The organism is Paenibacillus sp. FSL F4-0236 (genome assembly GCF_038000135.1).
GTDB lineage: Bacteria > Bacillota > Bacilli > Paenibacillales > Paenibacillaceae > Paenibacillus_AQ.
The window spans coordinates 2724691-2732733 of sequence record NZ_JBBOBK010000001.1 but is presented as its reverse complement, the minus strand read 5'-3'; the positions used below and the strand labels follow the sequence as shown (position 1 = coordinate 2732733).

The 8043-nt window shown below is 41.4% G+C and carries 6 protein-coding genes; all 6 read right to left on the bottom strand.

Features of this window, described 5'->3' with window-relative positions; all coding sequences use genetic code 11:
* Positions 1-1254, bottom strand: coding sequence for a HAMP domain-containing sensor histidine kinase (locus tag NSQ29_RS12425; protein ID WP_341125203.1), 1254 nt, complete (start codon positions 1252-1254; stop codon positions 1-3).
* Between the two features lie 249 nt (positions 1255-1503).
* Positions 1504-2643, bottom strand: a complete 1140-nt coding sequence (locus NSQ29_RS12420) for a Ger(x)C family spore germination protein (RefSeq protein WP_340969401.1) — start codon at positions 2641-2643, stop codon at positions 1504-1506.
* On the bottom strand, positions 2640-4091 hold the full coding sequence (locus NSQ29_RS12415) for a spore germination protein (protein ID WP_341125202.1): 1452 nt from the start codon (positions 4089-4091) through the stop codon (positions 2640-2642). The genes NSQ29_RS12420 and NSQ29_RS12415 overlap by 4 nt, the downstream gene beginning before the upstream one ends.
* Positions 4088-5182 carry a GerAB/ArcD/ProY family transporter gene (locus tag NSQ29_RS12410; RefSeq protein ID WP_341125201.1) on the bottom strand — a complete coding sequence of 365 codons (1095 nt, stop codon included), beginning with the start codon at positions 5180-5182 and terminating at the stop codon, positions 4088-4090. The genes NSQ29_RS12415 and NSQ29_RS12410 overlap by 4 nt, the downstream gene beginning before the upstream one ends.
* 124 nt (positions 5183-5306) lie before the next feature.
* Positions 5307-7058 (bottom strand): ABC transporter substrate-binding protein, encoded by a 1752-nt coding sequence (locus tag NSQ29_RS12405; RefSeq protein WP_341125200.1) that lies wholly within the window; start codon positions 7056-7058, stop codon positions 5307-5309.
* A gap of 76 nt (positions 7059-7134) precedes the next feature.
* The gene (locus NSQ29_RS12400) at positions 7135-8037 is read right to left on the bottom strand and encodes a carbohydrate ABC transporter permease (protein WP_339271292.1); all 903 of its coding nucleotides are present in this window, start codon (positions 8035-8037) and stop codon (positions 7135-7137) included.
* Positions 8038-8043: the final 6 nt, after the last annotated feature.

Here is an 8043-nt window from a genome sequence, read left to right as displayed (position 1 = left end):
TCAGTCAGTTAATGGAATTGAGAGAATGAATTCAGTTCCTTCTCCTGATTTACTTCGTACATTTACATCACCGTTCATCGAACGGATCAGTTGATAAGAAAGCGTAAGTCCCAAACCGGTACCTTTGCTTTTAGTTGAAAAATAAATGCTTCCCAGTCGATCCATTTGCTCGCTGCTCATACCAACCCCATTATCAATTATTATTATTTTTGCGAATTGGGATTGACGCTCAATACGGATGCTCACAATACCTGTTGAATGAATAGTGCAAGCTTCTATCGCGTTTTTGATGAAATTTATGAATAATTGTTTGATTTCAGTAGGATTTGCAGATACATATAGTTTATCCTCCAAGGGGTGCATCTCCAAAGTAACGTTATTCATATTGGCGTACGGCGTTATGATATCTACAATTGAGTAGATTTGCTGCACAAGTTCAATTTTCTCTACCATAGAATGATTAGGTTTAGCTATCGATAAATATTCAGAAAGAATAACTTCTGTCCGCTTAATCTCTTCAAGGCAAATTTCAATATATTTCTGACTCTTTTCTCTTGTGATCGAATCATCCTTCAATAATTTTAAAAATCCCATAACGGCTGTAAGTGGATTACGGACTTCATGGGCTAGAGAGGCCGCGACATGAGCAATCGTTTCCGATCTTTCACTTTGAAGATACCTGAGATATAATTCCTTATCAGAAACTGCTTTATTAAAAAGGGAAATCAATATCCAAATTCCGAGGAAATTTTGTACTGGCATAACGAGGATATTGAACTTTAAATGCTGTATCGTGTATTGGTATTCCGTTGCAAACATAGTACCTATTGGAATAATGGAAAAGCATATCCCTGCAATGAGTGTAATAAGCTTTCGGTACTCGGAACGACGACGGTATAGATTGGATAACAATGCGGATAATGAGAAAGTGATGGAGAGAATAATTATCGCTGAAAATAGTCCCTGGCCACCTATAAGCAAGCGGTATACTAGAAACTCAACGAGAAGAAACACTCCAGTAGTTATGCCGCCATACACCATTCCGAAAAACATGATCACGTAACGAATGTCGAATATGATTCCATTTTGTACACTGACAGGAAAGGTCATCGACATAAAAAGACATATCATGCAGGTGATCGTGATAAATTGTTTTGAATAGTTAACGGCTTTGTCACGATAGTAAATGGTATAAAGGACAAAAGGGGTTAGGGCAAACAATAATTGCAGTAAAATATCCTTAACATACAGCATATTAGCCCTCCCAATAGTTTAGAAAGAATTTGATATACTGTTTATTCGTTGTGACTATGAATTCCTCCTTCTGAGGGAGCGGTGTAAAGGCACTAATCATAACTATTGAGAAGAAAGTTACATATACAGGAAGAGTTATACTGTGCGTGCGAAACCTGTCGTTTAATCATTTCAAGTAAAAAGGCTGATGAACAACTTTTAGTAATTAAAAGTTGTTCATCAGCCTTTAGTTGATCATTTCATCTGAGTTTACTCAATCTTAGATATCCCACCACTGATCAGATTCACCTTGATATCAATCTTTTCGATGCTGCTTGAATCGAGCGGTAAGATTCCTTTATCATTCAGTTTGTTCCACTCTTTTGGAAGATTACGATAGAATATTCCTGAGAGTCCATATACATCGGCATTTATTTCTAAACCTTTCAAGTAAGTTTCCCTAATCTGATCATCAATTACTTTTATTGCTTTCAGTTCAATATCTTTTCGATTAAGGTTTGCGCTCAATTCCGGAAGAGTGCCCTGCATAGACACTTTAATATCGAAGATAGGTTTGCCATGCTTCATCTTGGGTTGAATAGAGAATTTAACTTTGTTCATGACGATCACAGCAAGTACTTCTTTGTCATCTTTGATTATCAGAGGCGTTCGTTGCGTCTTTTTTTCCAGCCATCGAACCCCTAATATCTCTTTAGACTTCAGGCAACCACGAAATTGCTCATTTTGCAGAAAGCAGATCCCCGACATGCTAATGTTAGGGGAAGGTTCCTTATTACTGGTCCAGTCTGGCGCAACTTCAAGAAAAGGTAATCGAACCGTTTCGGCTTTCTCTCTCCATTTCCATATAAACTTGTACAGATACAATGGAGCGATAACCGAGCTCTGTTCATAGGTTCGCATGGGACTGTTAAGCTGCGAGTAGATCACTGACAGATCGGCGATCGACGGGGTAGTCAGCACTTCTTCCATGGGTTCCTTGGTTGCCATGGTCCAAACGGTATATCGAAATTCATAATATCGATCCCAAACGTCCAATACTTGATTGATGACGCTACCCTTCTTTAGCGCTGCTTCACTAAATACGATTGTTTTCACATTACTCCAGATAATTCTTTGTGGACTAGTGGCATATAAATTAAATATTGCCGCATCAAACGAATCTCCTTCTGCTTTCCCTATGAAAGTTTTTTGTTCTTGGCTCTGCCCGGCCTCTTTTTTCGCAATGCCACTAAAGTTAACCATTTGAATATAAACAACGACTTTGTTATCTACATAATCGACGCCTAATGTATTCACATAGATCATATGCTCAATTTCTTTTGATCCCCAACAACCTGTAAGCAGCATGGAGAGCAGAGCAGTAACAAGCATGCACCGGATCAATTTCATGATCGATCTCGTCCTTTATTTCCCGTATTGTCCGTGAACTTTCCCTTTCCCCACGGCATTCTGAAAATAACTTTATAAAAATCCTTCCAGTGAGGCGGGGATAGAGGGGAAAGATAGTAGGTGCCGAAAGAACGTAAATTGACCATAAAGAGGACCAGTGCAAGCAGACATGTCATCGTACCAAACAACCCCAGAAACCCGCTAATGATGAGAATAGCAATCCGAAGCAAACTAACAACGCTAACTAAAGACTGGTTGACCAATGTAAAGGTAGCCAATACTGAAATGGCTATTACCACAATCGTACCTGGACCTGCAATGCCGGCGCTTATGGCTGCCTGACCGATAATTAAACCTCCAACTACCGATAAGGTCTGGCCATAAGCAGTAGGTAATCTCATCCCTGCTTCCCGAAAAATCTCAAATAAAATGAGCATCACAATCGCCTCCAAGGGAGCCGGAAGAGGCACGCCTTGTCTCGAATTTACTAATGTTGCAAGCAGCGTAAAGGGGATTTGATCTTGATGAAACGTAGTAAGCGCGATCCAAAAGCCCGGCAAAAACAGGGAAAGCATAACCCCTAGGACTCTTAATAACCTAGTAAAAGCAACAAAGATATTTACCATATGTGCATCTTCCGAAGTATTCAACAAGAAGCTAAAGCTCACTGGCGCTATAATCACAGTAGGCGAACCATTCGTCAAGAGCACAAATTTGCCATGAAGCAGTGAATTCGCAGCATAGTCAGGTCTGCCCGTATATGCGAATAATGGAAAAAACGAAAATCCAGTCAGACTTTCTTCAAGCTGGGTGCTACTCACCAATCCCTGGATTTGAATGCCGGTTAGTTTTGACTTGATCTCATCTAGTACATGAGGTTTAATCGTTTCCTTGAGATATAAAAGATGAACTTCAGTCGCGGTTTGGATTCCAATACTGAATTGTTCAACAGCCAATAATTCTGTCTTAAGTCTTTTTCGAATAAGGGCAATATTGGTAAATGATTCTTCCGTAAAACCATCCTTAGGCCCTCTTGTGGACACTTCTGTATTGGGTTCTTCAGGTTGCCGTTTAGGTGGATCAGCCAATTTCACAACATAGTATTGATTTGATGGCGTAAAAAGAAGGAAAAGATCACCATTAAGCACAGTATCAATCATTGAAGCATTAATCTCTTTTGATGGAAGGGGGGTCATGTGAAACGGAACCTTTTGCATAAGATCGAGTTCATTCGATGTGAGAATAGATTCCGGGATCTTTTTTAATTCCGGGATGATATATTCTTCCACTTTGATTTCATCGCACAACCCCTTGCAATACACCAGTTGAACGGCATTGTCCGAGTCAGACAAAGAGATAGTTAGTCTCTTAATGTCTGAACTTGAACCAAATACTCGTGTGAACACATCCTCGAACGTATTGGATTCCTTTTGCTCAGGCTCTTTCATGATGTTGCTTTCCCCTTTCGTTGAGCCAAGCTAATCAGCCCAGCAATAATTACAGAAAAAGCGAGTACCCCCCATAAAGAAAAGGGAAGTACATAGTGAGCTAACATACTCAGAAAAAATTGGTCACTAAATGGAATGGCTGTGAACACTACAATAGCAAAAGATATGCTTCCAAGAACCAACATTTTCACTTTTTTGCTTTGAATTTGGAGTATATCGAGAATTAGAAACATAGTTAGAGAAATTCTCAGAAAAGCACCACTGAACCATTGATAAACGCTAAAAAAATCTAGATGCTCGATGTATCGTCCAATCGTCAGCAATCTCCATTCTTCATACGCGGGAAATCTGAGTTTATCAGCCTCATCCGGACCAAATTCAACAATTGCACCAATTATCGGACCCATGGTTAGACCTAAGATAAGCAGGATCATGATCATAAACGATAGATATGACAATCGCGATTTGATGTGATGTTGCATAAAGAAAAGCATGATGACCTCAACAAAACCTGCTCCTACGTACACGCTCCCTTTCCAAACGGGCTGCATACCGTGCTCAAGCATCGGTCTTAATAAGGAATAATCTTTATGAGTTGTATTAGAGAACATTATAAAAAAACCCAATATAATAACAAAAGGCAGCAAAATAGCAGCGGTATTCGCGAGGGAGTGAATACCTAAATAAGCATTTATCACAGAAATCAAAAGTAATACGAACGTAAGGACCAGTATAGGTGTCTCTGGGGAGAAGGTCAGATGCACCCAGTATACAGTGTCTCTAGTTGTAATCATGCATAAGACAAATAAATATAGACTAGCGACTACCGCAAGAATACGGCTCACGATAGGAGGGTAAGCTTTAGCCAGCCAAGCGAAAAGATGCTGTTTTTTGATTTTGGTAGTACTAATGTGCAGGATAAAGATCCAAACTAGCGCACAAGCCCCAGCAAGCAGCACTGAGATCCAGGCGTCACGTTTTGCCGCGTCCAATAGGATGGGGATGATAATGACATGATTTAGAAGGCCTGTACTCAGCATAATAATCATGATGGATTGAATAAACGTAATATTTGTTTTGATTTTCCTCATCCTCCTAAATAAACCGGACCCACCGTCTACCTTATAATGCCATTCTTGGAGGTGATTTATTCTGAGAATTGAGCAGTGCAAAAAGTAAAGAGCCGAGCGGATATCCGCTCGGCTCAAAGTGTTATTATTTAGCGCTCCATAAGGCAACACGATCCTGCACATATTTGGTGTAGCCTTTTTCCATTTTTTCTACTCCGGCTTTCTCCAGAGCTGCCATGTAGTCAGCCCAGATTTTATCGAAATCTGCTGGTTTGGCAAGAATGGCTTCCGGAATACGTTTCCATGTAATATCTCTCATTTTATTACCTAAAATGGTGACCTCATCTTCACCTGGAATCGCGATATTCCATGCTGCACCATAGGCCTTTTCAGTGAATTCTTCTTCTTTCGGGAATAGATCCTTCCAAGTGGTTGCCTTGTAGGCAGCTAAAGTTTCTTTCTCAACATCGCTATACCCAAGTACAAGTTGTTCCGGGAAGTTTTTAGTATAATAATTTCCACTTGCATCCTTAGCGCCGTCTCCGTAATGAACCATCATATTCCAGTAGAAGCCGATTCCTGTTTCCTTGGTGAAGGCTGTGTTGTCATTGTTGATGCGATCTTGTACATCTGTCGGAACGATCCGTTTGCCGTTCTCTACCACGTAATGCTTACCTTCAATTCCCCAGTTATTCAAGATTTGTCCTTCGTCAGAAGCGAGAAAATCCAGGAACTTAATTGTACGAATCGGATCCGGATTTGTGCTGGAGATCGAGATGCCATAACCACCCATGAAGCCGGTAGGCCAGAAGCTAGTTTCCTTGTATTCTTTCGTTAATGTTACCGGATAATGACCATAAGTTTGATCGAACTTTCCTGCCGTTTTCAACGCTTGTTGAGCATCATTATAATCCCAATCTTGATCAATCAAGCCAAGCACACGTCCTGTGGCTACTTTAGCTTTGTACTGGTCATACTTTTGCACGAAGCTCTCTTTGTCTAGCAATCCGATATCATTCATATGATTCAGCCAGCGGAAATACTCTTTCTCCTCCGGACGGCGAAAGTGGTAGATCGCCTCATGTGTCTGTTGATCTACGTAATATTCCCCGTCATCCGAACCGCCTGTCGTTGCAACAGCAGGGTTAGTGACGGAAATGTACATATGCCAATCATCCGCGTTCAGGGAGACTCCGATGTTCTTGTTGCCGTTCTCATCAGTTGGATGTTTCTCAAGATAGGCTTTAATTACATTCTCATAATCGGTGACTGTTCTGATTTCAGGGTATCCGGCTTCCTTCAAGACGCGATGTTGAAGCTCAAATCCACCGCCAGCCACGAATTTCTTCTCATCAACCGCTGCCCAGGTAGGAATGGCATAAATCGATTGGTCTTCATTCGTGTATTTTGCCCGGGCAAGGTTGTCACCAAGCACACGTTTAATATTTGGTGCATACTTGTCGATTAACTCCGTTAAATCGATGACTGCTCCAGCATCTACAAGTTTACCGATATCAGCTTTGGCAGAGATGATATCCGGATAATCACCACCAGCAGCGATTAAGGCGATTTTTTGTTGTGGATCACCTACCGCAAATTCCGCATCGAGTGTGACGCCTGTTTTCTCTGTAATCACTTTACTGATGTCGTCTTTCATATTGTTCCAGTTCGGATTTGGATCTTCAGCGAATAAGGAGAGTGTAAGCGGGCTTAAATCTTCGGCTTGTGCAGTTGCTTCCGCGGTAGCCTCAGTAGTGGCACTAACTTCATTCGATTGTTTAGTTCCTACGTTGTTATCAGCCGTTTTGTTGCTTGATCCGCTACAACCTGCCAGCACACTAATTAGTAAAGTCAAGACCATCAACATCACATGCGATTTTACTGTATTTCTTGTCATGAATAGAAACCCTCCCTTTTTCTGGTCAAAAAATGTATTGTGTATACAGGCTGAGCCTGCTTATACCATTAGCATACTAACTCTTTACTGAACCCAAAGTCATACCTTTAACAAAGTAGCGCTGCAAAAACGGATAAACGATTAGAATAGGCACTGTGACTACGATCGTGATAGCCATTTTGACTGATTCCGGAGAAATTTGTGCCATAACCTCTGTCATATTGCGACCTCGGAAATTGTCCGCATTAGTTGTCGTACTCTGTATGACCTTCATTAGCTCGAACTGGAGAGTAGTCAACGCATCCTTGGAACCATTGTAAAGATAAGTATCAAGCCATGAATTCCATTGGCCAACGGCGAGGAAGAGAGCGATGGTTGCCAGCGCAGGTTTGGTCAGCGGAAGAATAACCCGCCAATAAATTGTGAAGTCATTAGCCCCGTCCAACTTAGCGGATTCCTGCAGTGCATAGGGCAAGCCATCGATAAAGGAACGGATGACAAATACATTAAATGCGCTGACTAGACCGGGGAGGACATACACGCTAAAGGTTCCTATCATATGAAGATCTTTAATCAGGATGTAGCCAGGGATGAGACCACCTGAGACATACATCGTAAGCGCGAGAAATGTAGAGACGAACTTTCGGGCTTGGAAGTCTACCCGACTCAGAGTGAAAGCTAACATGGAGGCACTAACCAACCCAAGAATCGTGCCAATCACCGTACGTAATATAGAGATTTTGAGTCCGGTCATCAGCCCGGAATAGGCAAAGATCGTCTCATAGTTCTTAATAGTGAAGACGCGTGGATATATCGTAATTCCACCCTTAATGCTGTCTGTGGAGTCGTTAAAGGAAATTGCCAACACATTCAGAAAAGGATATAGCGTAACTATGGTCACTACTGTGATCGCAATATAGACTACCAGATCGAAAATGCGGTCCGACCATGACACGGCGGCCAGTTTTTTACTTAGCATAAGGGC